Origin of the sequence: Extensimonas soli, assembly GCF_029211265.1 — a bacterium.
GTDB lineage: Bacteria > Pseudomonadota > Gammaproteobacteria > Burkholderiales > Burkholderiaceae_C > Extensimonas > Extensimonas soli.
The window spans coordinates 144,303-167,789 of sequence record NZ_JARGEL010000011.1; the positions used below are offsets into that span (position 1 = coordinate 144,303).

20 protein-coding genes are annotated in these 23,487 nt (G+C 67.5%); 11 read left to right on the forward strand and 9 right to left on the reverse strand.

Translation table 11 applies throughout. The annotated features are described in order from the left end of the window. Positions 1 to 2: 2 nt before the first annotated feature. Together PYV55_RS03760 and PYV55_RS03765 are read right to left on the reverse strand one after the other, a co-directional pair. Positions 3 to 1,016, reverse strand: coding sequence for a biotin--[acetyl-CoA-carboxylase] ligase (locus tag PYV55_RS03760; RefSeq protein ID WP_275849366.1), 1,014 nt, complete (start codon positions 1,014 to 1,016; stop codon positions 3 to 5). Continuing rightward, a complete protein-coding gene (locus PYV55_RS03765) occupies positions 1,013 to 1,549 on the reverse strand; it encodes an SET domain-containing protein (protein WP_275849367.1) in 537 nt (178 codons plus the stop codon). The genes PYV55_RS03760 and PYV55_RS03765 overlap by 4 nt, the downstream gene beginning before the upstream one ends. A gap of 105 nt (positions 1,550 to 1,654) precedes the next feature. On the opposite strand from PYV55_RS03765, the gene PYV55_RS03770 reads away from it, so the two are divergent. Continuing rightward, positions 1,655 to 4,675, forward strand: coding sequence for a DNA topoisomerase III (locus tag PYV55_RS03770; RefSeq protein ID WP_275849368.1), 3,021 nt, complete (start codon positions 1,655 to 1,657; stop codon positions 4,673 to 4,675). A gap of 9 nt (positions 4,676 to 4,684) precedes the next feature. Here PYV55_RS03770 and PYV55_RS03775 read toward each other — a convergent pair whose 3' ends face one another. Then, a complete protein-coding gene (locus tag PYV55_RS03775) occupies positions 4,685 to 5,191 on the reverse strand; it encodes an Lrp/AsnC family transcriptional regulator (protein ID WP_275849369.1) in 507 nt (168 codons plus the stop codon). A gap of 126 nt (positions 5,192 to 5,317) precedes the next feature. Here PYV55_RS03775 and glmS point away from each other — a divergent pair, with 126 nt between their 5' ends. From glmS to PYV55_RS03805, 6 genes are all read left to right on the forward strand, one after another. Next, positions 5,318 to 7,390: a glutamine--fructose-6-phosphate transaminase (isomerizing) gene (gene glmS / locus PYV55_RS03780; protein ID WP_275849370.1), complete on the forward strand. Its 2,073-nt coding sequence runs from the start codon at positions 5,318 to 5,320 to the stop codon at positions 7,388 to 7,390. Positions 7,391 to 7,597: 207 nt separating this feature from the next. Further along, positions 7,598 to 9,799, forward strand: a complete 2,202-nt coding sequence (glgX, locus tag PYV55_RS03785; RefSeq protein WP_275849371.1) for a glycogen debranching protein GlgX — start codon at positions 7,598 to 7,600, stop codon at positions 9,797 to 9,799. Further along, complete coding sequence (gene malQ / locus PYV55_RS03790) at positions 9,796 to 11,313, forward strand: 4-alpha-glucanotransferase (RefSeq protein ID WP_275849372.1); 1,518 nt, start codon at positions 9,796 to 9,798, stop codon at positions 11,311 to 11,313. Before glgX ends, malQ begins: the two co-directional genes overlap by 4 nt. A gap of 68 nt (positions 11,314 to 11,381) precedes the next feature. Further along, positions 11,382 to 12,680 (forward strand): glucose-1-phosphate adenylyltransferase, encoded by a 1,299-nt coding sequence (glgC, locus tag PYV55_RS03795; RefSeq protein ID WP_275849373.1) that lies wholly within the window; start codon positions 11,382 to 11,384, stop codon positions 12,678 to 12,680. Further along, positions 12,677 to 14,170 (forward strand): glycogen synthase GlgA, encoded by a 1,494-nt coding sequence (glgA, locus tag PYV55_RS03800; protein ID WP_275849374.1) that lies wholly within the window; start codon positions 12,677 to 12,679, stop codon positions 14,168 to 14,170. The genes glgC and glgA overlap by 4 nt, the downstream gene beginning before the upstream one ends. Before the next feature lie 45 nt (positions 14,171 to 14,215). Continuing rightward, complete coding sequence (locus PYV55_RS03805; protein ID WP_275849375.1) at positions 14,216 to 16,675, forward strand: glycogen/starch/alpha-glucan phosphorylase; 2,460 nt, start codon at positions 14,216 to 14,218, stop codon at positions 16,673 to 16,675. Positions 16,676 to 16,696: 21 nt separating this feature from the next. On the opposite strand, the gene PYV55_RS03810 is transcribed toward PYV55_RS03805, so the two are convergent. The 6 genes from PYV55_RS03810 to PYV55_RS03835 all read right to left on the reverse strand — a co-directional run bounded on the left by PYV55_RS03810 (position 16,697) and on the right by PYV55_RS03835 (position 21,051). Then, complete coding sequence (locus tag PYV55_RS03810) at positions 16,697 to 17,497, reverse strand: class I SAM-dependent methyltransferase (RefSeq protein ID WP_275849376.1); 801 nt, start codon at positions 17,495 to 17,497, stop codon at positions 16,697 to 16,699. 12 nt (positions 17,498 to 17,509) lie between these two features. Continuing rightward, positions 17,510 to 18,043: a DNA-deoxyinosine glycosylase gene (locus PYV55_RS03815; protein ID WP_275849377.1), complete on the reverse strand. Its 534-nt coding sequence runs from the start codon at positions 18,041 to 18,043 to the stop codon at positions 17,510 to 17,512. A 102-nt stretch (positions 18,044 to 18,145) separates the two neighbouring features. After that, positions 18,146 to 18,976, reverse strand: a complete 831-nt coding sequence (locus PYV55_RS03820; protein WP_275849421.1) for a DMT family transporter — start codon at positions 18,974 to 18,976, stop codon at positions 18,146 to 18,148. Between the two features lie 49 nt (positions 18,977 to 19,025). Continuing rightward, on the reverse strand, positions 19,026 to 20,006 hold the full coding sequence (lipA, locus tag PYV55_RS03825) for a lipoyl synthase (protein ID WP_275849378.1): 981 nt from the start codon (positions 20,004 to 20,006) through the stop codon (positions 19,026 to 19,028). 55 nt (positions 20,007 to 20,061) lie between these two features. Further along, positions 20,062 to 20,757, reverse strand: a complete 696-nt coding sequence (lipB, locus tag PYV55_RS03830) for a lipoyl(octanoyl) transferase LipB (protein ID WP_275849422.1) — start codon at positions 20,755 to 20,757, stop codon at positions 20,062 to 20,064. 27 nt (positions 20,758 to 20,784) lie between these two features. Further along, positions 20,785 to 21,051, reverse strand: coding sequence for a YbeD family protein (locus PYV55_RS03835; RefSeq protein WP_275849379.1), 267 nt, complete (start codon positions 21,049 to 21,051; stop codon positions 20,785 to 20,787). A 214-nt stretch (positions 21,052 to 21,265) separates the two neighbouring features. Between PYV55_RS03835 and PYV55_RS03840 the strand changes: the two genes are divergently transcribed. From PYV55_RS03840 to PYV55_RS03855, 4 genes are all read left to right on the forward strand, one after another. Continuing rightward, on the forward strand, positions 21,266 to 21,739 hold the full coding sequence (locus PYV55_RS03840) for an ATP synthase subunit I (RefSeq protein ID WP_275849380.1): 474 nt from the start codon (positions 21,266 to 21,268) through the stop codon (positions 21,737 to 21,739). Positions 21,740 to 21,760: 21 nt separating this feature from the next. After that, positions 21,761 to 22,639 carry a F0F1 ATP synthase subunit A gene (gene atpB, locus PYV55_RS03845; protein WP_275849381.1) on the forward strand — a complete coding sequence of 293 codons (879 nt, stop codon included), beginning with the start codon at positions 21,761 to 21,763 and terminating at the stop codon, positions 22,637 to 22,639. Positions 22,640 to 22,706: 67 nt separating this feature from the next. After that, positions 22,707 to 22,976 (forward strand): F0F1 ATP synthase subunit C, encoded by a 270-nt coding sequence (atpE, locus tag PYV55_RS03850; RefSeq protein ID WP_015012210.1) that lies wholly within the window; start codon positions 22,707 to 22,709, stop codon positions 22,974 to 22,976. A gap of 33 nt (positions 22,977 to 23,009) precedes the next feature. Then, positions 23,010 to 23,480, forward strand: a complete 471-nt coding sequence (locus tag PYV55_RS03855; protein ID WP_275849382.1) for a F0F1 ATP synthase subunit B — start codon at positions 23,010 to 23,012, stop codon at positions 23,478 to 23,480. Positions 23,481 to 23,487 lie beyond the last annotated feature (7 nt).

Genomic DNA, 23,487 nt, shown 5'->3' on the forward strand with positions numbered 1-23,487 from the left:
GCTTATATGGCTTTGGATGGTGGCGCCGCGGGAGGGACTGCCGTGGCCGCGGGGTCGGCGTCATCGGCAGCACCAGCATCAGCAAGGGCGCCAGCCACAGCCACAGCCACAGCCGCTGCGCCAGCAGCACTGGTGCGCGGGCGCACGCTGACTTCGGCGCTCGTGATGGCGCGCAGGCCCGCGGGCGTTTGCACCTGCAGCGCGCCGTCCGCGCCCACGCCCTGCGCCACGCCGCTGGCACCGTCGCTGAGCAGCACTTCGCGCCCTGCCAAAAGATCACGCGCGGCGTAGCGCGTGCGCAGCGGCGCAAAGCCGTGCGCGGCGAAGGCTTGCACGCCCTCCAATAGCGGCGGCAGCAGGCGCAGCAGCGCGGCGGGCGCGTCCATTTCGGGGGCGATGTCTTGCAGGCAGGCGGGCGGCGTGGCGAACCCTTGCGCGTCGCGCGGGCGGATGTTGATGCCTATGCCTATGACCACGTAGCGCGCCGCTGTGGCCGCGGCCGGCGCCCACAGGGAGGACGGAAAACCGCTGCCCACGCCCGGCAGCACGAAGCTCGCGGTCTCGATCAGGATGCCGCCGAGCTTGCGGTCGTCGGCCAGCCACAGGTCGTTGGGCCACTTGAGGCCGAGCTTCAGGGGCAGGGCAGACGCGGGAAGCTCCGGCTGCAGGCTCTCGGCCACGCTCAGCCCCACGGCCAGAGACAGGCCCGACCAGTCGCGCGGCGCAAGCGGTAGCCCGAGCGAAAAGGTCAGCGAATCGCCGGGGCTGCTGAGCCACTGCCGCCCCAGGCGCCCGCGCCCCGCGGTCTGCTGCTCGGCCACGAGCAGCGTGGGCGCGCAGTGCCCCTCGCGCGCGCGGCGCATGAGCTCGGTGTTGGTCGAATCGATGCGTTCGAGCACCTCGACGCTGCCGCCCGGCAGCTGCGCCGCGAGCGCCTGCTGCAGTGCGGGGATGGGCCAGGCCGGTGGGGCCGCGCTTGCGGTGTCGCTTGCCGCGTGCAACGGCGCGCCCGTCATGGCTGGCCCCGGCGCGCGCCGCTGCGCCCGCGCTTGGGCGCGAGCAGCGTGCCGCGGCAGTCGGGGCTGCCGCAGCGGCAGGCGTATTCGGCCTTGAGTTTGGCCGTCTGGCGCGCGTCGATCACGAGCGCGTAGTCGAAGCTCAGCTCCTCGCCCGCGCGGATGTTGCGCAGCGCGGTGATGAAGATGCGGCCTGCGCGTTCGTCCGCGTAGCAGTTGGGCGCGCAGCTGTGGTTGATCCAGCGCGAGGCGTTGCCGCCCACCTTGCCGTCGATCACGTGCTCGTCATCGATGTGGAAGTAAAACGTGTGTTGCGGCTGCGCCGGATCGTGCGGGTGGCGCGCGAGTGCCTCCTGCCAGCTGATGATTTCGCCGGTATATTCGATCAACGCCTCGCCTTCGGCGATGTCCTGCAGCGCGAATACGCCCCGGCCGTGCACGGGCGAGCGCCGCACCTGCAGGCGCCGCCCGCGGCCCCGCGCGGCAGTGGCAGAGAAATTTTCGGCCGCCGCGGCGGCATGCGTGCAAGACATGGCAAAACTCTGTTAATTTGAAATTTGCACCTGCGCGCGCGTATGTACGCATGCGTGCGCGCAAGGTTCCTGGACATTGTAGAAAACACTCCAAAGCATTCCCGCATGAGCAAAACCCTGGTCATCGCCGAAAAACCCTCCGTCGCGCAAGACATCGTGCGCGCCCTCACGCCCGTGGCGGGCAAGTTCGACAAGCACGACGATCATTTCGAGAACGAGCGCTACATCGTCACCAGCGCCGTCGGCCACCTGGTCGAAATCCAGGCGCCCGAAGCCTACGACGTCAAACGCGGCAAGTGGAGCTTTGCGCACCTGCCCGTGATCCCGCCGTATTTCGAGCTCAAGCCCGTGGACAAGACCAAGAGCCGCCTGAGCGCCGTGGTGCGCCTGGCGCGGCGCAAGGACGTGACGGAGATCATCAACGCCTGTGACGCGGGCCGCGAGGGCGAGCTGATCTTCCGCCTGATCGAGCAGTACGCGGGCGGCAGCAAGAACGGCCACCCCGTGCCGCTGGGCAAGCCCGTGCGGCGCCTGTGGCTGCAGTCCATGACGCCGCAGGCCATCCGCGACGGCTTTGCCGCGCTGCGCTCGGACGCGCAGATGCAGGGCCTGGCGCAGGCCGCGCGCAGCCGCTCCGAAGCCGACTGGCTCGTGGGCATCAACGGCACGCGCGCGATGACGGCGTTCAACTCGCGCGATGGCGGCTTCTTTTTGACCACCGTGGGCCGAGTGCAGACGCCCACGCTCTCGCTCGTGGTCGAGCGCGAAGAAAAAATCCGCCGCTTCGTGAGCCGCGACTACTGGGAAGTGCACGCGAGCTTTGCCGCGCAGGCCGGCCAGTACCCCGGCAAGTGGTTCGACCCGCAGTGGAAGAAAAGCGACGACCCCGAAGCCCGCGCCGACCGCCTCTGGTCTGAGCCGCAGGCGCGCGCCATTGCCGACGCGGTGCGCGGCAAGCCGGGCCGCGTGCACGAAGAAAGCAAGCCCAGCACACAAGCCAGCCCGCTGCTCTTTGACCTGACCAGCCTGCAGCGCGAGGCCAACAGCAAGTTCGGCTTCAGCGCCAAGACCACGCTCGCGCTCGCGCAAAGCCTGTACGAGCGCCACAAGGCGCTGACCTACCCGCGTACCGACGCGCGCGCCCTGCCCGAAGACTACCTGCCCGTGGCACGCGACACGCTGCGCGTGCTGGCCGCAAGCGGCCTGCGCCACCTCGCACCGTACGCACAGCAGGCGCTCGAGGGCGACTACGTGCGCCCGAGCAAGCGCATCTTCGACAACAGCAAGGTCAGCGACCACTTCGCCATCATCCCCACGCTGCAGCCGCCCAGCGGCCTGTCCGAGGCCGAGCAAAAGCTCTACGACCTCGTGGCGCGGCGTTTTCTCGCAGTGTTCTTCCCGAACGCCGAATACCTCGTGACCACGCGCATCACCACGGTGGAAGACGCGCACCACTTCAAGACCGAAGGCAAGGTGCTGGTGCAGCCCGGCTGGCTCGCGATTTACGGCAAAGAGGCCGCAGCCGAAACCGAAGACGGCAAAGAGGCAAAAGAAGGCGAGAAGAACCAGAGCCTCGTGCCCGTACAGCCGGGCGAGCAGGTGCGCACCGAGCAGGCCGAGCCCAAGGGCCTGAAAACCCGCCCGCCCGCGCGCTACACCGAAGCCACCCTGCTCAGCGCCATGGAAAGCGCGGGCAAGCAGGTCGAAGACGAAGAACTGCGCGCCGCCATGCGCGAAAAAGGCCTGGGCACGCCGGCCACGCGCGCGGCCATCATCGAAGGGCTGCTTGCCGAAAAATACCTGCTGCGCGACGGCCGCGAGCTCGTGCCCACGCCCAAGGCCTTCCAGCTCATGACGCTGCTGCGCGGCCTGGGCGTGGAAGAACTCTCGCGCGCCGACCTCACCGGCGAGTGGGAATACAAGCTCGCGCAGATGGAAAAAGGCCAGCTCAGCCGCGACGCCTTCATGGCCGAGATCGCCGCCATGACCGAGCGCCTGGTGCAAAAAGCCAAGGAATACGACCGCGATACCATCCCCGGCGACTACGCCACGCTGCAAACGCCGTGTCCACACTGCGGCGGCGTGGTCAAGGAAAACTACCGCCGCTACGCCTGCACGGGCGCGCACGGCGACGGCGCGGGCTGCGGCTTCTCGTTTGGCAAATCGCCCGGCGGGCGCACCTTCTCCACGGCCGAGGCCGAGCAGCTGCTGCGCGACCAGCGCATAGGCCCGCTCGAAGGCTTTCGCTCCAAGGCCGGCTGGCCCTTCACGGCCGAACTCGCGCTCGTGTTCGACGAGGACAGCAAAAATTACAAGCTCGAGTTCGACTTTGGCGACGACGCCAAGGCCGACGAGGCCGGCACGCCCGTGGACTTTTCCGGCCAGGAAAGCCTGGGCCCGTGCCCGCGCTGCGGCGCGCCCGTCTATGAGCACGGCAGCAACTACGTCTGCAGCAAGTCCGTGCCCACGCCCGAGCAGCCCGCGCCGAGCTGCGACTTCAAGACCGGCAAAATCATCCTGCAGCAGCCCGTGGAGCGCGCGCAAGTGCAAAAACTGCTCGCCACGGGCAAGACCGACTTGCTCGACAAATTCATCAGCACGCGCACGCGCCGTCCGTTCAAGGCGCACCTGGCCTGGGACAAGGACGCGGGCAAGGTGGGCTTCGAGTTCGCGCCGAGCAAATTCCCGCCGCGCGCGGGCGCCGCTGGCGCTGCGGGCGCATCCAAATCAGGAGCTGCCAGCGCAGGTGCAGCAACCGCTGGAGGCCAAAAAGGCTCTAAATCTGCAGGCGCCAAAACCGCGGCGAAAACCACGGTGAAAAGCGCAGCAAAAACGGTCGCCAAAACTGCGACCAAAACCACGGCCAAGTCCAGCGCCGCCAAAACCCCACGCGCCCCCGCCGCAGGCCGCGCGCCCAGCCCCGAGCTCGCCGCCGTGATCGGCCCCGAACCCGTGGCGCGCACCGAGGCGCTGAAAAAAGTCTGGGACTACATCAAGGCCCACGGCCTGCAAGACGCCACGAACAAACGCGCGATCAACGCCGACGCCAGGCTGCAGCCACTGTTCGGCAAGCCGCAAATCTCGATGTTCGAGCTTGCGGGGATTTTGGGCAAGCATTTGGGGTGAGGGGCGGGATCACCCCCCACCCTCGACCGCCAGCGGCAGCCTCGTTTCAAATTTCGCGCGCCGGGTGGCGAAAAAGGCGCGCACGTTGCGCACGTTGGCGTCGCTCGTGAACAGGCGCTGCGCGAGCGCCTGGTAGCCGGGCATGTCGCGCGTGTGCACCACGAGGATGAAGTCCGGCCCGGGCGCGACGCGCCAGCACTGCTGCACGCATTCCTCGGCCACGGCGCGCGCCTCGAAGGCGTCGAGCTGTTCGGCGCCCTGGCGCTCCAGCGAGACCTCGACGATGCACGCGAGGCCGTGGCCCTGCAGCGCGGCGAGCCGCTCGGGGGCCAGGATGGCCACCTGCCGCTCGATCAGCCCGAGCGCGCGCAGCCGCTGCACGCGGCGCAGGCAGGTGGGCGGCGACACGTGCACCTTGGCCGCGAGCGCCTGCTGGCTCAGCGAGGCGTCTTGCTGCAGCAGGTCGAGCAGGCGCAGGTCGATGGCGTCGAGTTTGTATTTTTCATCGATCTGCATGGGTATGGAAATAAATTTCAGAAATGGGTGCGTCTGAAATATAGTTTCAAAATCTGCTGAAATTCGAGCGCCATAGAAAAAGTTCTTTGCCTACGATGGCAGCCGTTCTGCCTGAAGGAGGTTTTCATGTGCGGCATCGTCGGCGCGGTTTCTGCGCGCAACATCGTTCCCATTCTGGTGCAGGGCCTGCAGCGGCTCGAATACCGCGGCTATGACTCGTGCGGCATCGCCGTGCACGCGGGCAGCCTGGCGCCGCAGGGCGCGGCAGGTTTGCAACGCGTGCGCGGCACGGCGCGCGTGGCCGAGCTGCTCGCGCAGGTGCAGGCGCAGCAGCTCGAAAGCGCCACGGGCATCGCGCACACGCGCTGGGCCACGCACGGCGCGCCCACGGTGGACAACGCGCACCCGCATTTCAGCTGCGGCCCCGGCAGCGATGCCGACGCGCCCGCGCGCGTGGCCCTGGTGCACAACGGCATCATCGAAAACTACGAGGAGCTGCGCGTGCGCCTGCAGGCGCGCGGCTACCGCTTCACGAGCCAGACCGACACCGAGGTGATCGCGCACCTGGTGGATAGCCACTACGGCGGCGACCTGTTTGCCGCAGTGCAGTCTGCCGTGGCCGAGTTGCGCGGCGCCTATGCGATTGCCGTGCTGCACCGCGACGAGCCGCACCGCCTCGTGGGCGCGCGCGCGGGCTCGCCGCTGGTGCTGGGCGTGGGCCAGGGCGGGGCCGAGCACTTCGTGGCAAGCGACGCCATGGCGCTTGCGGGTGTGACGGACCAGATCATCTACCTCGAAGAAGGCGACCTCGTCGATCTGCAGCCGGGGCGCTACTGGATCGTCGGCCCGGAAGGGCGCCCGCTCTCGGCGCAGGAGCGCCCGGTGCGCACCGTGCAGGCCTTCAGCGGCGCGGTCGAGCTTGGGCCGTACCGCCACTACATGCAAAAAGAAATTTTCGAGCAGCCGCGCGCGATCGCCGACACGCTTCAGGGCGTGGCGGGCATCGTGCCCGAGCTGTTCGACGGCATAGGAGCCTGTCGGCCTTTGGGCGTCGAAAGCGAGAAGGCGCCCCAGCGAGGCCAGTTTTTGCCAGATTCGCAGCCCCATAGTGGTGCTATGGGGCAAGAAGCCGGTAAAAAATGGACCGCTGCGGCGCATTCGCAGCCGACGACTCCAAAGTCCGACAGGCTCCTAGAGCAGCCGGGCCGCCCGCGCCAGGCCGCGTGGCGCGTGTTCCAGGAGATCGACCGCGTGCTCATCCTCGGTTGCGGCACGAGCTACTACAGCGGCTGCGTCGCGCGCTACTGGCTCGAAGACATCGCCGCGATCCCCACGCAGGTCGAGGTGGCGAGCGAATACCGCTACCGCGCGAGCGTGCCCGACGCGCGCACCCTGGTCGTGGTCATCAGCCAGAGCGGCGAAACGGCCGACACCCTGGCCGCGCTGCGCCACGCGCAAAGCCTGGGCATGCGCCACACGCTCACCATCTGCAACGTCGCCACGAGCGCCATGGTGCGCGAATGCGAATTGGCCTACATCACGCGCGCCGGCGTCGAAATCGGCGTGGCGAGCACCAAGGCGTTCACGACGCAGCTCGCGGGGCTGTTTCTGCTCACGCTCGCGTTAGCACAATCGCGCGGGCGCCTCAGCAAAGCGCAGGAAGATGCGCACCTCAAGGCCATGCGCCACCTGCCTGCGGCGCTGCACGCGGTACTCGCGCTCGAGCCGCAAATCATCAGCTGGGCCGAAGCCTTTGCGAGCAAGGAAAACGCCCTGTTCCTGGGCCGCGGCCTGCACTACCCGATCGCATTGGAAGGCGCGCTCAAGCTCAAGGAAATCAGCTACATCCACGCCGAGGCCTATCCCGCAGGCGAGCTCAAGCACGGCCCGCTCGCGCTCGTCACGAGCGCCATGCCGGTGGTCACCGTCGCGCCCAACGATGCGCTGCTCGAAAAGCTCAAGAGCAACATGCAGGAGGTGCGCGCGCGCGGCGGCGAGCTTTACGTGCTTGCCGACGCCGGCACGCAGATCGACAACGGCGAAGGCATGCACGTCATCCGCATGCCCGAGAACTACGGCCCGCTGAGCCCGCTGCTGCACGTGGTGCCACTGCAATTGCTGGCCTACCACACCGCCTGCGCGCGCGGCACCGACGTGGACAAACCGCGCAACCTGGCCAAGTCGGTGACGGTGGAGTAGGGCGGGCGAGTCGGGCGCACGAAAAAAGAAGGAGAAAAGACGAAGCAGGAAGCCCATTTCACCGAAGTGCCAAAATTTGCGCCCATGCTGTGCTTTTTTGTTTTTTGTTCACTTCCTCCGTTTGCCCCGCGCGGTATGCCTGCGTGCGCCGGGGCTGTCATATTCATATCGTCATATCGTGTGTGAGCGATGCGGGCCGTTAGCGCCATGAATCCGCCGTCTTTTCAGTGTCTGCCGGGGCAAGCCTGGCCGCTGGGCGCGACGCCCATGGTGCTGGGCGGGCGTGCGGGGCTCAACGTGGCGGTGTTTTCGCGCCGTGCCACGGCCATCGAGCTGTGCTGCTTCAGCGCCGACGGTTGCACCGAAACGGCCCGGTTGCGCCTGCCCGCGTGCACCGACGGCATCTGGCACGGCTTCGTGCCCGGCCTGGGCGCGGGGCAACGCTACGGTTTGCGCGCCTACGGGCCGTGGGACCCGCGTGCGGGGCATTTCTTCAACCCGGCCAAGCTGCTCATAGACCCCTGGGCGCGCTCGCTGCCCGGCGCGGCCGATACGCTCGTGCTCGAAACCGGCTTTCGCGCCGATGCGCCCGAGCTGCCCGACCCCGCGGACAACGCCGCGCGCATGCCGAAGGCGCGCGTGCTCGATCTGGAGGCCGAGCTGCGCGCGGGTGCGGCGATCGCGCCCGGCCCGGCCATTGCGATGGCGCACACCGTGCTGTACGAGGCGCACGTCAAGTCGCTCACCCGGCTGCACCCTGAAGTGCCCGAGGCGCAGCGCGGCACCTACGCGGGGCTCGCGAGCCCGGCCATGCTTGCGCACTACCGGCGCATCGGCGTCACCAGCCTGTGCCTGCTGCCGGTGCAGCGCCACCTCGACGAGCGCCACCTGATCGAGCGCGGCCTGGTCAACCACTGGGGCTACAACACGCTGGGTTTTTTCGTGCCCGAGCCGCGCTACGCGAGCGCCGCGGCGCGCGCCGACGCGCTCGGCGGGCGATTGGACGATGCGGGCGTGCGCGCCGAATTCCGCGCCATGGTCGATACCCTGCACCGCCACGGCATCGAGGTGCTGCTCGACGTGGTCTATAACCACAGTGCCGAGGGCGGCGCGCTCGGGCCCACGCTGTCGTGGCGCGGGCTGGACAACGTGGGCTGGTATGCGCTCGACGCGCAAGGCCACTACCAGAACCCCACGGGTTGCGGCAACACCTTCGACATGGGCGGGCCGCACGTGGTGCAGATGGTCATGGACAGCCTGCGCTGGTGGGTGCAGGCCTTTGGCGTCGATGGCTTTCGCTTCGACCTCGCGGTGTCGCTGGGGCGCGACCCGCTGCTCGGGCGGCATTTCCATCCGCTGGGCGCGCTGTGTGCGGCGATCGCGCAAGACCCCGTGCTCGCGCGCGTGAAGTGGATCGCCGAGCCCTGGGACGTGGGCGCCGACGGCTACCAGATCGGCCGCTTCGGCCCGCGCTGGCACGAGTGGAGCGACCAGTTCCGCGATACGCTGCGCGCGTGGTGGCTCGGGCCGGTGGCCACGCGCGGGCAGCTCGCGCGGCGCCTTACCGGCTCGAGCGACATCTTCGAGGCCACGGGGCGCAGCCCGCTTGCGAGCATCAACATGGTCACGGCGCACGACGGCTTCACGCTGGCCGACCTGACCGCGTACAGCCGCAAGCACAACGAGGCCAACGGCGAGCACAACCGCGACGGCAACGACTACAACCTCAGCGCCAACGGCGGTCACGAGGGCCCGACGCAAGACCCGGTCATCGTGCAGCGGCGCGCGCGCTGGCGCCGCGGCCTGCTGGCTACGCTGCTGTGTGCGCAGGGTGTGCCGCAACTGCTCGCGGGCGACGAGATCGCGCACAGCCAGCAGGGCAACAACAACGCCTACTGCCAGGACAACCCCATCAGCTGGCTTGACTGGGCCGGGGGCGATGCGCAACTCACGGACTTCGTCGCGGGCCTCACGGCGCTGCGCCGCCGCTACCCCGGTCTGCGCCACGCACAGTGGTTCCACGGCGCGCCGCTGCCCGGCGAGCATTGGCCCGACATCGAATGGCGCACGGCCAAGGGCGAGACGCCTGCACTCTCGGATTGGGAGCACGCGGACGGCCGCCTGCTGGTCTGCACCATCACCGTGGGCGAGCCCGGCCAGCCGGCGCGCGAGCGCCTGCTGCTGGCCGTGCACGCGGGCGAACAGGCCGTGGACATCCAGCTGCCGCCGGGACCGTGGCAGCCCGTGCTCGACAGCGGGCGTGCCTGGGCGGCGTCCGACCCGACTGCGGCCGAGCCAGCGGTGCAAGGGCGCTGGCGCGTGGCGCCGCTTGCCATGCACCTGCTCATCCAGCCCTTGACAGGCCCACCCAATTTGTCCGATACCACCAGGAAAGAGCGCACGCCATGACACCGCCCCTGCATCCGCTCCTGTCACGCCGCGCCAGCGGTGTGCTGCTGCACCTGACCAGCCTGCCAGGCCCGCACGGCTCGGGCGACCTGGGGGCGGAAGCGGAAAACTTTCTGGGCTGGCTGCAGTCGGCCGGGCAGACGCTGTGGCAGGTGCTGCCGCTCACGCCGCCGGGCGCGGGAGCGTCGCCGTACCAGAGCCCTTCGGCCTTTGCCGGCAGTCCTTGGCTGGTCGATCTGGACGATCTGGTGCGCTGCGGCTGGCTCGATGGGGCGGTGCTGCAGCGCGCGCCGCCCTTTCCTGCCGAGCATTGCGACTTTGCGCGTGTGCTGCCCTGGCGCGCGGCGGCCCTGCGCGCGGCCTGGCAGGGCTTTGCGGCGCGCGCGCGCGAGCCTGAGCGGCAGGCGCTGGCCGACTTCGTGCAGGCGCAGGCGCACTGGCTGGATGACTACGCCCTGTTCATGCTGCTGCACGAGCGCCACGGCGAGCCCTGGAACCGCTGGCCCGCGCCCTACGCCTGGCGCGATGCGCAGGCACTCGCGGCGCTGCGCCGCGATGCCGCTGCCGAGCTCGATTTCTGGCATTTCGTGCAATGGCGCTTTCACGTGCAATGGCAGGGGCTGCGTGCGCAGGCGCAGGCGCGCGGCATCCATTTCGTGGGCGATGTGCCGATTTTCGTTGCGCACCACAGTGCCGACGTGTGGGCGCAGCCGCAGCTGTTCCAGCTCGATGCGGATGGCGCGCCGCTGCTCGTGGCCGGCGTGCCGCCCGATTATTTCAGCGCCACGGGCCAGCGCTGGGGCAACCCGCTGTACCGCTGGGACGCCATGGCCGCCGACGGCTACGCCTGGTGGGTGCAGCGCCTGGCGCACCTGTTGACGCAGGTCGATCTGGTGCGCATAGACCATTTCCGCGGCTTCGAAGCCTGCTGGGCGATTCCTGCGCATGCACCCACGGCCGAGGGCGGACACTGGCAGGCCGGGCCGGGGCGCGCGCTGTTCGACGCGCTGCGCGAGCGCCTCGGGCCGCTGCCCGTGATCGCCGAAGACCTGGGGCTGATCACCGAGGCCGTGCACCAGCTGCGCGAAGACTGCGGCTTTCCGGGCATGCGCGTGGCGCAGTTCGCCTTTGGCGACACCGCGGCCAACCCCTATCTGCCGCACAACTACGAGCCGCTCACCGTGGCCTACACGGGCACGCACGACAACGACACCACCGTGGGCTGGTGGCAAAGTGCAAATGCAGCGCTGCGCCAGTCCGCGCTCGACTATCTTGGCCCCGCGGCGGCGCACGAAATCCACTGGGCGCTGATCCAGTCGCTGTCGCAATCGGTCGCGCGCACGCTCGTCGTGCCCTTGCAGGACGTGCTTGGGCTCGACGGCAGCCACCGCATGAACACACCAGGGCATACCGAAGACTGCTGGCGCTGGCGCTTCGACTGGGCGCAGATCGGGCCCGAGGCCGGCGCGCGCCTCGCAGCCATGGCGCGCGCGCATGGGCGCTGTGCTGGCTGATGGGGGCCTACTGACGGGACGGCAGGCGCCGGCAAAAAATATTTTCATCGCCATCCAAGGAGACCGACATGGACCATAACGACCCTTACCAGCTCGCGCGCCGCACCATCGCGCTCGTGCTCGCGGGCGGGCGCGGCTCGCGCCTGCAGGCGCTGACCGACCGGCGCGCCAAACCTGCGGTGTATTTCGGCGGCAAGTTCCGCATCATCGACTTCGCGCTCTCGAACTGCCTGAACTCGGGCGTGCGCCGCATTGGCGTGCTCACGCAATACAAGTCGCACAGCCTGCTGCGCCACTTGCAGCGCGGCTGGTCGTTCCTGCGCAGCGAGTTCAATGAATTCATCGACCTGCTGCCCGCGCAGCAGCGCATCAACGAACTGTCGTGGTACCTGGGCACGGCCGATGCCGTCTATCAAAACCTCGACATCCTGCGCGCGCACCGGCCGCAGTTTCTGCTCGTGCTCGCGGGCGACCATGTGTACAAAATGGACTACGCCAGGCTGCTGGCCGACCACGTGGCGCTGGGCGCACCGTGCACCGTGGCCTGCATCGAGGTGCCGCTGGCCGAGGCGAGCGGCTTTGGCGTGATGGCGATCGACGCGCAGCGGCGCATCGTGCGCTTCGACGAAAAACCCGCGCAGCCCGCGCCCATGCCGGGCCGCCCCGGCCACGCGCTCGCGAGCATGGGCGTGTACGTGTTCGACGCCGAATACCTGTACCGTCTGCTCGACGCCGACGCGGCCAATGCACTCTCCAGCCACGACTTCGGAAAGGACCTGATCCCGGCCATCGTCGCGCGTGGCGAGGCCGTGGCGCATCCGTTCGGCCTCTCGTGCGTCACGAGCAGCCCCGAGGCGCCGCCCTATTGGCGCGACGTGGGCACCGTGGATGCCTACTGGGCAGCGAACATCGACCTCACGAACACCGTGCCCGAGCTCGACATGTACGACCGCGAATGGCCAATCTGGACCTACCAGGAGCAGCTGCCGCCGGCCAAGTTCGTGTTCGACGACGACGGGCGGCGCGGCATGGCCGTGGATTCGCTGGTCTCGGGCGGCTGCATCATCTCGGGCGCGCTGGTGCGGCGCTCGGTGCTGTTTTCGCGCGTGCGTGTGAATTCTTTTGGCTCGGTGGAAGAATCCATCCTGCTGCCTGGCGTCGAGGTGGGGCGCAACTGCCGCCTGCGCAAAACCATCGTCGATACCGGCTGCCACATCCCCGAGGGCATGCACATAGGCCTGGATGCCGAGGACGACGCGCGCCGTTTTCTGCGCACCGATCAAGGCGTGGTGCTGGTCACGCGCGAGATGCTCGATCGGCTCGCGCCAGTGCCTGAGCCGGGTGCCACACCAGGAGCCACGGCTTGAAAATCCTCTACGTCTGCAGCGAGTTTTTCCCCTTGCTCAAAACGGGCGGGCTGGCCGACGTGAGCGCGGCCCTGCCTGCTGCGCTCAGGGCCGCCAATGCCGACGTGCGGCTTTTGCTGCCTGCCTTTCCAGCTATAGAAAGCGGAGTTGATGTCACCGGGCCGGCGTTCGTGCTCGGCTTTGCCGGCGGCCCGCGCGTGGCGCAGGCCGCGCCCGGGCAGAGCGCGCCGCGCCTGCTGCCGGCGCGCGTGCGCGCGGGCGGCCAGCCCGTGTACCTGCTCGACGCGCCCGCGCTGTACGCGCGCCCGGGCGGCCCCTACCACGACGCGCAGGGGCACGAATGGCCCGACAACGCCGAGCGCTTCGCGCTGCTGGGCTGGGCGGCGGCCTGCCTTGCCCTGGGCGCCGATGCCGCGTGGAGGCCCGAGGTGCTGCACGCGCACGACTGGCATGCGGGCCTCGCGCCGCTGTACGCGCGCGAACTCGCGCGTGCGCTGGGCGTGCGGCCGCCCGCGAGCGTGTTCACCATCCACAACCTGGCCTACCAGGGCTTGTTCCCCGCGTACCTGCTGGGCGCGCTGGGGCTGCCCGCGCGGGTGTTGGACATGGAGGGATTGGAGTTTTACGGCCAGATTTCGTTCATGAAGGCCGGCATTCAATACGCGGATGCCATCACCACCGTGAGCCCGCGCTACGCGCATGAAATCCAGACGCCCGAGCAGGGCTGCGGCCTCGACGGCCTGCTGCGCGCGCGCGCCGACCGGCTGCTGGGCATCCTCAACGGCGTCGATGACGCGGTCTGGAACCCGGCGCAAGACCCATTCCTGGCGCCTGAATACGCCTTCGACGTCGATCGCCTCGACGGCAAGGCGCGCGCCAAGCGGGCCTTGCAGCAGGAACTCGGCCTGCAGCCGCGCGCCGACGCGCTGCTGTTCGTCGCGGTGAGCCGGCTCAGCGAGCAAAAGGGCCTGCACCTGCTGCCGGCCGTGCTTGACGCGCTGTGCGCGCGCGGCGGCCAGGTCGCGGTGCTGGGCAGCGGCGATGCGGCCATCGAGGCCGCGCTGCAGCAGGCATTCGCCGGGCACGATGGCCACGCCGCGCTGCGCCTGGGCTACGACGAAGCGCTCGCGCACCGCCTGGTCGCGGGCGGCGACGTGCTGCTCATGCCCTCGCGCTTCGAGCCCTGCGGGCTCACGCAGCTCTATGCGTTGCGCTACGGCACGCTGCCGCTGGTGCACGAGGCCGGCGGCCTGGCCGACACCGTGACCGACTGCGCGCTCGAAAACCTCGACGACGGCAGTGCCAGCGGCTTTGTGTTCCACTCTTTCGGCGCCGCGGGCCTGGACGCGGCCGTGCACCGCGCCTTTGCGCTGCGCCGCCGTGCGCCGGAATGGGCCGCGGTGCAGCGCCACGCCATGCAGCTGCGCTTCGAATGGGCGCAGGCAGCGCAAAGGTATTTAGAGCTTTTTTCGCGTTTTACCCAGGCGTGACCTGCGTAAGCAGCTCTCTTTTTTGATGAAGTCGACGCAAAAACCATGAACGACGAAACCCTCGATTTCCAGGTCGAGCACCCGAGCAACTCGGTGCAGGCCCTGCGCGACTCGATCGCGACCTGGCTGGTCTATGCCGTGGGCAAGGACCCGACCTCGGCCACCCAGCGCGACTGGCTGTTCGCCATCGTCTATGCGGTGCGCGAGCGCGTCATGGACCGCTGGAGCGAAACGCGCAAGCTCACGCGCGACCAGGACGCCAAGCAGCTGTATTACCTCTCGATGGAATTCCTCATGGGCCGCATGCTCACGAATGCGCTCATAGCAGAGGGGATCTACGAGGAAACGCGCGCCGCCTGCGCACAGCTGGGCGCGGATTTCGACGCGCTCGCCAATCTCGAGGCCGAACCGGGCCTGGGCAACGGCGGCCTGGGGCGCCTGGCCGCGTGCTTCATGGACTCGCTTGCCACGCTGGGCCTGCCCGCGATGGGCTATGGCATACGCTACGACTACGGCATGTTCACGCAGCGCATCCTTGATGGTCGCCAGGTCGAAGAGCCCGACAACTGGCTCGTGGGCGGCAACCCGTGGGAATTCGTGCGCCCCGAGGCCGGCTGCACGGTGCACTTCGGCGGCCGCGTCGTGCCCGGCGAGGGCGGCGCGCTCGCCTGGGTCGATGCGCCCGAAGACGTGATCGCCACCGCCTACGACACGCCCGTGCCCGGCTACCAGCTGCACGCGGTGGCCACGCTGCGCCTGTGGTCGGCGCGCGACAGCGACACCATCAATCTCGAGGCCTTCAACCAGGGCGACTACTTTCGCGCCGTCGAGGCGAAAAACGAGGCCGAGAACGTCTCGCGCGTGCTCTACCCTGAAGACAGCTCCGAGCGCGGGCGCGAGCTGCGCCTGCGCCAGGAATACTTTTTTGTCAGCGCCTCGATCCAGGACATCGTGCGCCGCTTTCTGCGCGACCACGGCAATTTTGCCCAGTTCGCCGACAAGGTCGCGATCCACCTCAACGACACGCACCCCGCGCTCGCCGTGCCCGAGCTCATGCGCCTGCTGGTCGATGAGCAGCACCTCGACTGGGACGCCGCCTGGGGCCTGTGCACGCGCGTGTTCAGCTACACCAACCACACGCTGATGCCCGAGGCGCTCGAGACCTGGCCCGTCGACTTGCTCGGCCGCCTGCTGCCGCGCCACTTGCGCATCATCTACGACATCAACGCGCGCTTTCTGGCCCAGGTGCATGAGCAGCACCCCGACGACAACGACCTGCCGCGGCGCGTCTCGCTGATCGAGGAGAACGGTGGCCGGCGCGTGCGCATGGCCTTTTTGTGCGTGCTTGCGAGCCGCAAGGTCAACGGCGTGTCGCAGCTGCACAGCGAGCTCATGGCGCGCAGCATTTTTGCCGACTTCGCGCACATCTTCCCCGAGCGCTTTTGCAACAAGACCAACGGCATCACGCCACGGCGCTGGCTCGCGCAGGCCAACCGCCCGCTGGCGGCGCTGATCGACGCGCGCGTGGGCACCGACTGGCGGCGCGACCTCGACGAACAGCTCGCCGTGCTCAAGCCGCTCGCCGACGACCCCGTGTTCAACAACGCCGTGCGCCTGGCCAAGCAGCAAAACAAGCAGCGTCTGGCCGACTACATCGCGCGTGAGCTCGGCGTGCAGCTCGACGTCGAAAGCCTGTTCGACGTGCAGGTCAAACGCATCCACGAATACAAGCGCCAGCTGCTGAACCTGCTGCACGTGATCACGCGCTACCACCAGATTCAGGCGCGCCCGCAGGCCAACTGGGTGCCGCGCACCGTGATTTTCGGCGGCAAGGCCGCGTTCGCCTACCAACTGGCCAAGAAGGTCATCCGCCTGATCAACGACGTCGCGCGCACCATCAATTGCGACCCTGTCGTGGGCAACCGGCTCAAGGTGGTGTTCGTGCCCAACTACCGCGTCACGCTGGCCGAGCTCATCATTCCCGCGGCCGACCTGTCGGAGCAGATTTCGCTCGCAGGCACCGAGGCCTCGGGCACGGGCAACATGAAGTTCGCACTCAACGGCGCGCTCACCATAGGCACTTGGGACGGCGCGAACATCGAGATCGCGCAGCAGGTCGGGCTCGATAACATTTTCATCTTCGGCCACCGCACCGAAGAAGTGGCCGAGCTGCGTGCCAAAGGCTACCGGCCGCGCAGCTACTACGAGCAAAACTACGACCTCAAGACGGCCATGAACCACATCGCCGACGGCACCTTCTCGCCGCAGGAGCCGCAGCGCTACCAGGACATCGTGCACGCGCTGCTCGAGACCGACCACTACCAGCTGCTCGCCGACTACGCCGACTACGTGGCCACGCAGCAGCGCGTCGATGAGCTGTACCGCCGCCCGAGCGAATGGACGCGCAAGGCCATCCTCAACATCGCCAGCATGGGGCGGTTTTCCTCCGACCGCACGATCCAGGAATACGCCGACGAAATCTGGGCGCTCAAGCCGCTCGGGTGACGCCGGCCGTCGCCAGCAGGTTCAGGTGCGGGTTGCGTTTCCACCCTTGACCGCGCTCACGGGCTTGAACACGCGCAGCCACTTGGTCGCAGGAATGCCCCAGCGCGCCTGCACGGCCTCGGCGCGCGCCTGCAGTTCGGCGCGCGGCGGGCGGCATGGCGTGCGCTGCGCGAGCACGATGGTGTTGCCCTCGCGCGTGGGTTTGAAGGCCCACAGCGCCTCGGCGCCGAAGGCCTCGCTGAGCGCCTGCACGCTGCGCTCGTAGCTCGCCGCGCGGCCAAACAGGTTCACCGTCATGCAGCCGTCGTCGCTGAGCAGCGCGCGGCAAGCGTCGTAAAACGCGGCGCTGTCGAGCACCGGCGCCGCGGCTTCGTGGTCGTACAGATCGACGGCGAGCGCGTCCACCGTGCCCAGCCACATCGGGTCGCGGATCTCCTGCGCCGCGTCGGCCAGCACCACGCGCAGCTTGGGGCCGTCGGGCGGCAGCTTGAACCAGCTGCGGCACACCGCGAGCACCTGCGGATTGAGCTCCACGGCGGTGCAGCACATATGCAGTTTTTTGTAGCAAAACTTCGTGATGGCGCCAGCGCCAAGCCCCAATTGCATCGCATGCCGCTGGCGCACGCTGGCAGGCTCCACGAAGAGCAGCCAGGCCATCATGCGCTGCACGTATTCGAGCTCGATCGCAAAGGGGTCGGCCAGGCGCATCGAGCCCTGGATCCAGGGCGTGCCCAGATGCAGGTGGCGTACCGGGCCGTCCTCGGAGATGCTGACTTCGGGCAGGTTGGCGGTGGTCTTGGAAGCGGTCTTGGAGGTGGACATGCAGTAAAAAGGTCAAACGAGGCCGTAGCGGGCGAACAGCTCGCCCCAGGCGTGCAATTTACGCGCAAAACTCCAGGACGCATTCGCCGGGCTCGTCGAGGGCAGGCGGTGCACGGGCACGCCGAGCCGGGCCGTCTGGCGCGCGTGGCGAAAGCTCTCGCCGCCGTTGTGCGCGACTGCGGCAAGCTCTGGGCAGCGCGCTTGCAGCAGCGCAAAGTCGTTCACCTCGGCATTGCGGATCTGCGCGTCCAGGCTACCGGCGCGCGTGCAGCGCGCATACACGTCCCACAAGCCCAGGCCGCGCGCGCGCAGCCAGTCGCAGCGCTGCGCGTAGCCTTCGGGCGTGTGCGCCGCAGGTATGGGGTGCGCGGGCCACAGCGCCTGCAGGATGCGCCAGAAGTGGTTTTGCGGATGCGCGTAATACTGCTGCGCCCGCAAGGACGCCACGCTCGGAAAGCTGCCGAGCACGAGCACGCGCGTGTGCGCGCCCACCACGGGCGGCAGGCCGGTCAGCAGTTCATCGGGCGCGATGGCGCCAGCGGTCATGGCAATGCTCAAGATACTTCCAAAACAATAGCTGTTTGTGCTTGATATATAAGGGCTATAGGCCAAAAAGACCCATATTTTTCGTGAGACACCGAAACTCCCTCACGCGCGCATGCCCACGATGGCCGCGCCCAGGATCAAGGCCGTGGCGAGCACCAGGCTCGCGCCGGGGCTTTGCCCGCGCACGACCATGAGCAGCGCCGTCGAGGCCACGGGCGTGACGTAGCTCAGGATGCCAATGTGCCGCGCATCGCCGAGCTTGAGCGCCTTGTCCCACAGGAAAAACGCCCCGCCCAAAGGCCCCAGGCCCAGCAGCGCGAGCAAGGCCCAGTCGCGTGCCTGCAGCTGCGCGGCGGGCTCGAGCAGCGCGTGGCACAGCAGCGCGAGCAGGCCCGACACCAGCCCGAACAGGCCGATCGCCGTCGTCGGGAACGCCGCCACGCGCCGCGTCAGCAGCGAGTAGCTGGCCCAGATGAAGGCCGCGGCGAGTGCCGGCAGATAACCCCAGGCGAGCGCGGCATCCGGCGTGCGCCCGCCCGTGATCGCGAGCGCCGCGCCCGTGAAGCCGAGCAGCCCCGCCAGCACATGCGTCCAGCGCAGCCGCATGCCCGGCAGCAGCAGGGGCGCGAGCAGCACGATGAGCAGCGGCCACAGGTAGTTGAGCAGGTTCGCCTGCACGGCGGGCGCGTGGCGCAGCGCGATGAAGAGCAGGAAGTGGTAGGCGAACAGGCCGTACACGCCCAGCGCGAGCGTGCGCAGCGGAATGCGCCACTGCGCCGGATCGCGCAGCACCAGCGGCCAGGACGGCACACTGCCCAGCACCAGCGCCGCGCCGGTCAGAAACAGCGGCGGCACGTGGCTGAGCGACACCGCGAGCGCGGCCAGCGCGGCCCACAGTGCGATCGCGCCCAGCGCGTAGGCATTGGCACGCAGGTGCATGGGCGCAATCTGCTCGTCTGCGGCGGGCGCGGGGCTTTGCTTTTCAGACACCGGCCGCATGCGCCTGCAAGTCGGCGTGGTAGCTCGAACGCACCAGCGCCCCCACGGCGGCGTGGCTGAAACCCAGCGCGTAGGCGGCTTCCTCGTACATTTTGAAGGTGTCTGGATGCACGTAACGCCGCACGGGCAAGTGGCTCGTGCTGGGCGCGAGGTACTGGCCTAGGGTCAGCATGTCGATGCCGTGCGCGCGCATGTCGCGCAGCACCTGCAGCACCTCTTCGTCGGTCTCGCCCAGGCCCACCATGATGCCGCTCTTGGTCGGCACGCCAGGGTGCTGCGCCTTGAACTTTTGCAGCAGGTTCAGGCTGAACTGGTAGTCCGAGCCCGGGCGCGCTTCTTTGTAGAGGCGCGGCACGGTCTCGAGGTTGTGGTTCATCACGTCGGGCGGCGCCGCGCGCAGGATCTCGAGCGCGCGGTCGTCGCGGCCGCGGAAGTCGGGCACCAGGATTTCGATCTGCGTCTGCGGCGAAAGCGCACGAATCTGCTGGATACAGGCCACGAAGTGAGCGCTGCCGCCGTCGCGCAGATCGTCGCGGTCCACGCTCGTGATGACCACGTACTTGAGGCGCAGCGCGGCCACGGTGCGCGCGAGGTTCAGCGGCTCGTCGGGGTCGAGCGGGTCGGGCCGGCCGTGGCCCACGTCGCAGAACGGGCAGCGGCGCGTGCACTTGTCGCCCATGATCATGAAGGTTGCCGTGCCCTTGCCGAAGCATTCGCCGATGTTGGGGCAGCTCGCCTCCTCGCACACCGTGTGCAGCTTGTGCGCGCGCAAGATCTCCTTGACCTCGTAAAAGCGCGAGCCCGCGGCGCTGGCCTTGACGCGGATCCATTCGGGCTTGCGCAAGACCTCGCCGGGCGTGACCTTGACAGGAATGCGCGCGAGCTTGGACGCCGCCTTGTGCTTGGCCAGCGGGTTGTAGGCTTCGGGGGATTGCGCTTCGCGCACGATGTCGGAGGAGCTCATGGCAGGTCGGGGCCGAAAGGCAGTGGAGGGGCCGCGGGGAGAGAAAAGCGGTGTTTCAGGGGGCAAGCCAGATGCCGAGCTGCTGCGCGAGCACCTGCGCGGCTTCCTCCCAGCTGGTGTGCACGCCGATTGTAGAAAGGTCTATGGTGCGCAACTGCGCATAACCACAAGGGTGGATGCGCGTAAAGGGCTCGAGGTCCATCGCCACGTTGAGCGCCACGCCGTGGTAGCTGCAGTGCCGGCTGACCTTGATGCCCAGCGCCGCGATCTTGCCCAGGCCGGTGAAATCGGGCGCGGGTGTCTTGCTGCTTTGTTCACTATCGGTTCGCTCGACTTTGCGCGGCCGCTGCGCCAGCAGCGCATGCCCCGCCGGATCGGCCAGGCGCACATAAATGCCCGGCGCCCCCGCCACGCGGTGGCCCGTCACGCCGAAATGCGCGAGCGTGCGCAGCACAGCCTCTTCGAGACGGTGCACGTATTCCTTGACGTAGTAGCCCGCGCGCTGCAGGTCGATGAGCGGATAGGCCACCACCTGCCCCGGGCCGTGGAAGGTCACCTGCCCGCCGCGGTTGGTCGCGACCACGGGGATGTCCCCTGGCGCCAAAATGTGCTCGTTTTTGCCCGCCAGCCCTTGCGTATACACCGCTTCATGCTCGCATATCAAAAGCACATCGGGGCTTTGCGGCGTGCGTGTGGCGGTGTAGTCCTGCATGGCCTGCACGGTGGCCGCGTAGTCCACCCGGCCCAGCATGTGCAACTCGAACGGTAGGGGCATGGATCAGAGCACTATTTGCACCAGAGGGTGCGAAGTCAGCGCGCGGTACAGGTCGTCGAGTTGCGTGCGGCTGGTGGCTGTGATGGTCAGCGTGATGCCGAGGTACTTGCCCGTGCGGCTATCGCGCAGGGCTACGCGGCTGGAGTCGAAGGAAGGGTCGAACCGCTGCGCGAGTTCAGTCACGGCGGCCACGAAGGCTTCGGACTTGGCGCCCATCACCTTGATGGGGAAGGGCGCGGGGTAGGTCAGCAATGTGTCAGGATGGGCCATGCTCGGAGGGGATTTGTGACAGGTGCAAGCTTGCTGGCAGTGCAAAATAGTCGCCTGCACGCGGCAGAGTGACCGCAAAAACGGTGTCGACTGCCTGCCGCAATCACAAGGGCTTTGCGCAGCGGCAGCCAGCAGCTTCCAGAGCCCTCAGGGTTTTACCTATAATGGGGGGCTTTGTGAATTTTATCGATCTGTAATCTGGGTGCCATCCAATATGACAACAATCGCACCCGAAGATGCAGATGAAGCCCAGGAGCAGGACTTCAAGCCCCTGTCGGCCCAAGAAGCCGCGCAGTGGCGCAGCCGCCATCCTCCGGTATCCTTGTGGAGTTTGGTGGCGGGGCAGGCGTTGACGGGGGGGCTCGTGGCCTTGCTTGTCTGGCTGGTAAGCGGCAATGTCCAGGCGGGCTGGTCGGCGTTGTATGGTGCGTTTGCGGTGGTGGCCCCTGCGGCCCTGCTGGTGCGCGGCATATCGCGCCGTTCAGCGGCCGGGACTGCGAGCGCGGTCATGGCGCGGTTCTTCGGCTGGGAGCTGGTCAAGATCATCGTCTCGGTCGCCCTGCTGCTGGCGGCGCCCAGGCTGGTGCCGGACTTGAGCTGGCTGGCCCTGCTGCTGGGTATGGTGGTCACAATGAAAGCGTACTGGGTCGCCCTATGGGTGCGTCCCGGTGTTCGAGCAACCAATTGATATCGAGGGAAGAGTCGTCCGATGTCCGCAGAAGCGCACGCCCCCACTGCAAGTGAATACATCGTTCACCACCTGCAGCACCTCCAGAACATCCAGCAAAAATCGATCGTCGATTTTTCTGTGGTGAATATCGATTCCATCGTCGTCGCCCTGGCCTTGGGTTTGCTCGGTGTCTTCGTGCTGTGGCTTGCGGCGCGCAAGGCCACCTCGGGCGTGCCGGGGCGCTTTCAGGCAGCGGTCGAGATTCTGGTCGAAATGGTGGACAACCAGGCCAAGGCCAACATCCACAATGCACAAAGCCGCAAGTTCATTGCGCCCCTGGCGCTCACGGTGTTCGTCTGGATTTTCCTGATGAACACCATGGACATGCTGCCGGTCGATCTCTTTCCGGCCATCTGGTCCAAGGTTTACGAAGCTGCGGGCCACGATCCGCACCACGCCTATCTGCGCGTCGTGCCCACGGCCGACCTGTCTACCACGTTGGGGCTGGCCTTTGCGGTGCTGCTGCTGCGCTTTTGGTACAGCGTCAAGGTCAAGGGCGTTGGCGGCTGGGCGCATGAACTCGTCTCGGCGCCGTTCGGCACCAGCAAGAATCCGCTGTTTGCCTTGATCCTCGGCGTGGTCAACCTGCTCATGCAGATCATCGAATACGTGGCCAACACGGTATCGCACGGCATGCGGTTGTTTGGCAACATGTATGCGGGCGAACTGGTCTTCATGCTGATCGCGCTGATGGGCGGCGCTGCCGCGGTGTCCTTGTCCGGTGCGTTGCTGCCCTTGGGGCATGTGATCGCGGGCACGATCTGGACGCTGTTCCACATCCTCGTGATCACCTTGCAGGCCTTCATCTTCATGATGCTGTCGCTGATCTACCTCGGTCAGGCGCACAGCGCACATTGATTCGGTTTTTTCTCGCGTTCCCTTTCGTTTCCTTCCTCAACCTTTCCTTTTCAACTCAGGAGTCATCATGGAAAACATTCTCGGTCTCGTCGCTCTGGCTTGCGGTCTGATTGTGGGTCTCGGCGCTATCGGCGCTTCGATCGGTATTGCGCTGATGGGCGGCAAGTTCCTCGAATCGTCGGCACGTCAGCCTGAATTGATCAATGAATTGCAAACCAAGATGTTCATCTTGGCCGGTCTGATCGACGCGGCCTTCCTGATCGGTGTGGCCATCGCCCTGCTGTTCGCCTTCGCCAACCCCTTCGTGTCGACCTTGCTGGCCAACCTGCCCAAGTAATCCCGTTCAACGCCACTACAGAAAGGTGTTGCCGTGAGTATCAACGCGACACTGTTCTTTCAGGCCATCGTTTTCTTGATCCTTGTGTGGTTCACGATGAAATTCGTGTGGCCACCGATCGCCAAGGCGCTGGATGAAAGAGCACAGAAAATCGCCGATGGCCTCGCTGCCGCCGATCGTGCCAAGTCCGAGTTGACCGCTGCCAACCAGCGCGTCGAAAAGGAACTGGCACAGGCGCGCAACGAGTCTGCCACGCGCCTGGCCGACGCAGAGCGTCTGGCACAGTCCATCATCGAGCAAGCCAAAGCACGCGCCAGCGAAGAAGGCAACAAGATCGTTGCCGCAGCGCAGGCCGAGGCGGAGCAGCAGGCCATCCGTGCCCGCGAGGCTCTGCGCGACCAGGTGGCGGCGCTGGCCGTCAAAGGTGCCGAACAGATCCTGCGCAAAGAAGTCGATGCCACGGTGCATGCCGACTTGCTGAACCGCTTGAAGACCGAGCTGTAAGGGGACA

Excerpts from the sequence above, each read along its gene's own strand:
- PYV55_RS03760 (WP_275849366.1), bottom strand. The coding sequence starts at position 1,016 with ATGACGGGCGCGCCGTTGCACGCGGCAAGCGACACCGCAAGCGCGGCC.
- PYV55_RS03765 (WP_275849367.1), bottom strand. The coding sequence starts at position 1,549 with ATGTCTTGCACGCATGCCGCCGCGGCGGCCGAAAATTTCTCTGCCACT.
- PYV55_RS03770 (WP_275849368.1), top strand. The coding sequence starts at position 1,655 with ATGAGCAAAACCCTGGTCATCGCCGAAAAACCCTCCGTCGCGCAAGAC.
- PYV55_RS03775 (WP_275849369.1), bottom strand. The coding sequence starts at position 5,191 with ATGCAGATCGATGAAAAATACAAACTCGACGCCATCGACCTGCGCCTG.
- glmS (WP_275849370.1), top strand. The coding sequence starts at position 5,318 with ATGTGCGGCATCGTCGGCGCGGTTTCTGCGCGCAACATCGTTCCCATT.
- glgX (WP_275849371.1), top strand. The coding sequence starts at position 7,598 with ATGAATCCGCCGTCTTTTCAGTGTCTGCCGGGGCAAGCCTGGCCGCTG.
- malQ (WP_275849372.1), top strand. The coding sequence starts at position 9,796 with ATGACACCGCCCCTGCATCCGCTCCTGTCACGCCGCGCCAGCGGTGTG.
- glgC (WP_275849373.1), top strand. The coding sequence starts at position 11,382 with ATGGACCATAACGACCCTTACCAGCTCGCGCGCCGCACCATCGCGCTC.
- PYV55_RS03805 (WP_275849375.1), top strand. The coding sequence starts at position 14,216 with ATGAACGACGAAACCCTCGATTTCCAGGTCGAGCACCCGAGCAACTCG.
- PYV55_RS03810 (WP_275849376.1), bottom strand. The coding sequence starts at position 17,497 with ATGTCCACCTCCAAGACCGCTTCCAAGACCACCGCCAACCTGCCCGAA.
- PYV55_RS03815 (WP_275849377.1), bottom strand. The coding sequence starts at position 18,043 with ATGACCGCTGGCGCCATCGCGCCCGATGAACTGCTGACCGGCCTGCCG.
- lipA (WP_275849378.1), bottom strand. The coding sequence starts at position 20,006 with ATGAGCTCCTCCGACATCGTGCGCGAAGCGCAATCCCCCGAAGCCTAC.
- lipB (WP_275849422.1), bottom strand. The coding sequence starts at position 20,757 with ATGCTGGGCCGGGTGGACTACGCGGCCACCGTGCAGGCCATGCAGGAC.
- PYV55_RS03835 (WP_275849379.1), bottom strand. The coding sequence starts at position 21,051 with ATGGCCCATCCTGACACATTGCTGACCTACCCCGCGCCCTTCCCCATC.
- PYV55_RS03840 (WP_275849380.1), top strand. The coding sequence starts at position 21,266 with ATGACAACAATCGCACCCGAAGATGCAGATGAAGCCCAGGAGCAGGAC.
- atpB (WP_275849381.1), top strand. The coding sequence starts at position 21,761 with ATGTCCGCAGAAGCGCACGCCCCCACTGCAAGTGAATACATCGTTCAC.
- atpE (WP_015012210.1), top strand. The coding sequence starts at position 22,707 with ATGGAAAACATTCTCGGTCTCGTCGCTCTGGCTTGCGGTCTGATTGTG.